The sequence below is a fragment of the Sphaerotilus sp. genome, assembly GCF_041083715.1.
Taxonomy (GTDB): domain Bacteria; phylum Pseudomonadota; class Gammaproteobacteria; order Burkholderiales; family Burkholderiaceae_C; genus Sphaerotilus.
Genome location: NZ_JBFPGY010000229.1, coordinates 1 through 2,591, shown reverse-complemented (window position 1 = coordinate 2,591; position 2,591 = coordinate 1). Strand labels below are relative to the sequence as shown.

3 protein-coding genes are annotated in these 2,591 nt (G+C 70.1%); all 3 read left to right on the top strand.

Annotated elements, in window-relative coordinates; genetic code table 11:
• Positions 1-539, top strand: a 539-nt coding sequence (locus AB3X43_RS10120) for a LysR substrate-binding domain-containing protein (RefSeq protein ID WP_369429721.1), incomplete at its 5' end; no start/stop codon positions are given.
• 22 nt (positions 540-561) lie between these two features.
• Entirely contained in the window at positions 562-1,761 is a 1,200-nt protein-coding gene (locus tag AB3X43_RS10115) for a pyridoxal phosphate-dependent aminotransferase (protein WP_369429720.1), read from the top strand.
• 81 nt (positions 1,762-1,842) lie between these two features.
• A partial coding sequence (locus AB3X43_RS10110; protein ID WP_369429722.1) for an oxepin-CoA hydrolase, alternative type occupies positions 1,843-2,591 on the top strand: 749 nt, incomplete at its 3' end.

Genomic DNA, 2,591 nt, shown 5'->3' with positions numbered 1-2,591 from the left:
CCGAGATCGGCATGGCCACCGAGCGCCTGACGCAGTACGACGAACTCGTCACCCTGCCGTGCTACGAGTGGCGCCACGTCGTGGTCGTGCCGGTCGCCCATCCGCTGGCGCGCATCGAGCGGCTGACACTGGAGCAGATCGCCGCCGAGCCGCTGATCAGTTACCACCCGTCATTCACCGGACGCTCCAAGATCGACGCCGCCTTCGAGCAGCGCCAGCTCAAGCCGAACTTCGTGCTGGAGGCCATCGACTCGGACGTGATCAAGACCTACGTGCGGCTCGGGCTGGGCGTGGGCATCGTCGCCGAGATGGCGGTGACGGACGATCCGCTGTGCGGCCCGGGCGGCGACCTGATCGCCCGCCCCGTCGGTCACCTGTTCGGACCGAACGTCGCGCGCATCGCCTTCAAGCGCGGCGCCTACCTGCGCAACTTCGTCTACACCTTCGCCGAACTGCTGTCCGACCAGCTCACCCGCCCGCTGATCGAGCGCGCCATGCTCGGCCTCGCCGCCGACCGCCCCGCCAGCGACGGCCTCTGAAACCACCCACGCGCGCCATCCCATGACCGCCACCGCCCGCACCCCCGCCGTCACCAGCCGCCTGCCCCAGGTCGGCACCACCATCTTCACCGTCATGTCGGCGCTGGCCACGCAGTGCGGCGCGGTCAACCTCGGCCAGGGTTTCCCGGACTTCGACGGCGACCCGCGGCTGATGCAGGCGGTCAAGGACGCGCTCGACGCCGGCCACAACCAGTACCCGCCGATGGCCGGCATCCCGGCACTGCGCGGGGCCATCGCGGCCAAGGTCGAGGCGCTCTACGGCCACCGCTACGACCCCGCCACCGAGGTGACGGTGACGGCAGGCGCCACACAGGCCATCATCACCGCCGTGCTGGCGCTCGTGCACCCGAGCGACGAGGTCATCGTGCTCGACCCGTGCTATGACAGCTACGACCCGAGCATCGTGCTGGCAGGTGCCACCGCCGTGCACGTCCCGCTGACGACAGGCACCTTCCGCCCCGACTTCGCGGCCATCGCCACCGCGATCGGCCCGAAGACCCGGGCCATCCTCGTCAACACCCCGCACAACCCGACCGGCACGGTCTGGACCGCCGCCGAGCAGCAGCAGCTCGCCGACCTGCTGCGCCCGACCGACCTCCTGCTGCTGTCCGACGAGGTCTACGAGCACATGGTCTACGACGGCGCCGCGCACCTCAGCGTCGCCAGCCACCCCGAGCTGGCCGCGCGCAGCGTCCTCATCTCCAGCTTCGGCAAGACCTACCACGTCACCGGCTGGAAGATCGGCTTCGTCGCCGCACCGGCGCCGCTGATGGCCGAGTTCCGCAAGGTGCACCAGTTCAACGTCTTCACCGTCAACACACCGATGCAGCATGCGCTGGCTGCCTACATGGCCGACCCGGCGCCTTACCTCGAACTCGGCGCCTTCTACCAGCGCAAGCGCGACCTGTTCCGCGCCGGGCTGGCCGGCACCGGGCTGCGGCTGCTGCCGTGCGAGGGCACGTATTTCCAGAGCGTGGACTACAGCGGCTTGGCCCCGGAGATCGCCAGCCTCGGCGAAGCGGCGTTCTGCGAGTGGCTCACGCGCGAGGTGGGCGTGGCCGCCATTCCACTGTCGGCCTTCTACGCGGATGGACGTGACCAGCAGATCGCCCGGCTGTGCTTCGCCAAGCGCGATGAAACGCTGGCGCTGGCGCTGGACCGGCTGCGTGTCCGCCTCGGTGAATACACGGGTAAACACTGACCTCACCGCCACCGATTGCGATGAAAAGAACGAACGGTCGTTCTTTTTTCCGTGCCAGAATCTTCGGCCATGCCCAAGACCATGTCTGCCGAACTGATCATCTCCCGCCAGGACCGGACGCTGGTACTGACGCTGAGCGACCCTGCCGCCCGCAATGCGCTGTCGCCTGCGGTCTATGCCGCTGCGGTCGCGGCCCTTGATGACGCCGCCCGCGACGCCGCGCTGCGCGCCATCGTGCTGACCGGTGCGGACGGGCACTTCAGCGGCGGCGGGAATCTGAACCAGCTGGAAGCCGTGCGTGGCCAGCCCGCCGTGCAGGCGGCCCGCGTGGATGCGCTGCACGGCTGGATCCGTGCGGTGCGGGCGCATCCGCTGCCGGTGATCGCTGCGGTCGAAGGCGCCGCGGCCGGCGCAGGCTGCTCGCTGGCGCTGGCCTGCGACCTGCTCGTGGCGTCCACCACCGCCCGCTTCGGCCTGGCCTACGGCCGCATCGGTGCTTCGCCCGATGGCGGCGTCGTCCAGACGCTGATGCAGTTGCTGCCACGGCAGCAGGCGCTGGAGTGGCTCTGGCTGGCGCAGGTGCGCAGCGCGGCCGACCTGCAGCGCGCTGGCCTGGTCAACCGCCTGACCGACCCGGGTCAGGCCCTGGACGAGGCGCTGGCGCTGGCTGCGGCACTGGCCCATTTCGCACCGAACGTGATCACCTCGGTGAAGCGGCTGTCGGCGGACGCCGCGGTCCTGCCGCTCGCCACCCACCTCGACCGCGAGCGCGACGCCTTCATCGCCAACATCAACCACGACAACGGCGGCGAGGGACTGGCCGCGTGGCG

Bases quoted from the DNA above. Each gene is read 5' to 3' on its own strand.
- AB3X43_RS10115 (WP_369429720.1), top strand. From the start codon at position 562: ATGACCGCCACCGCCCGCACCCCCGCCGTCACCAGCCGCCTGCCCCAG.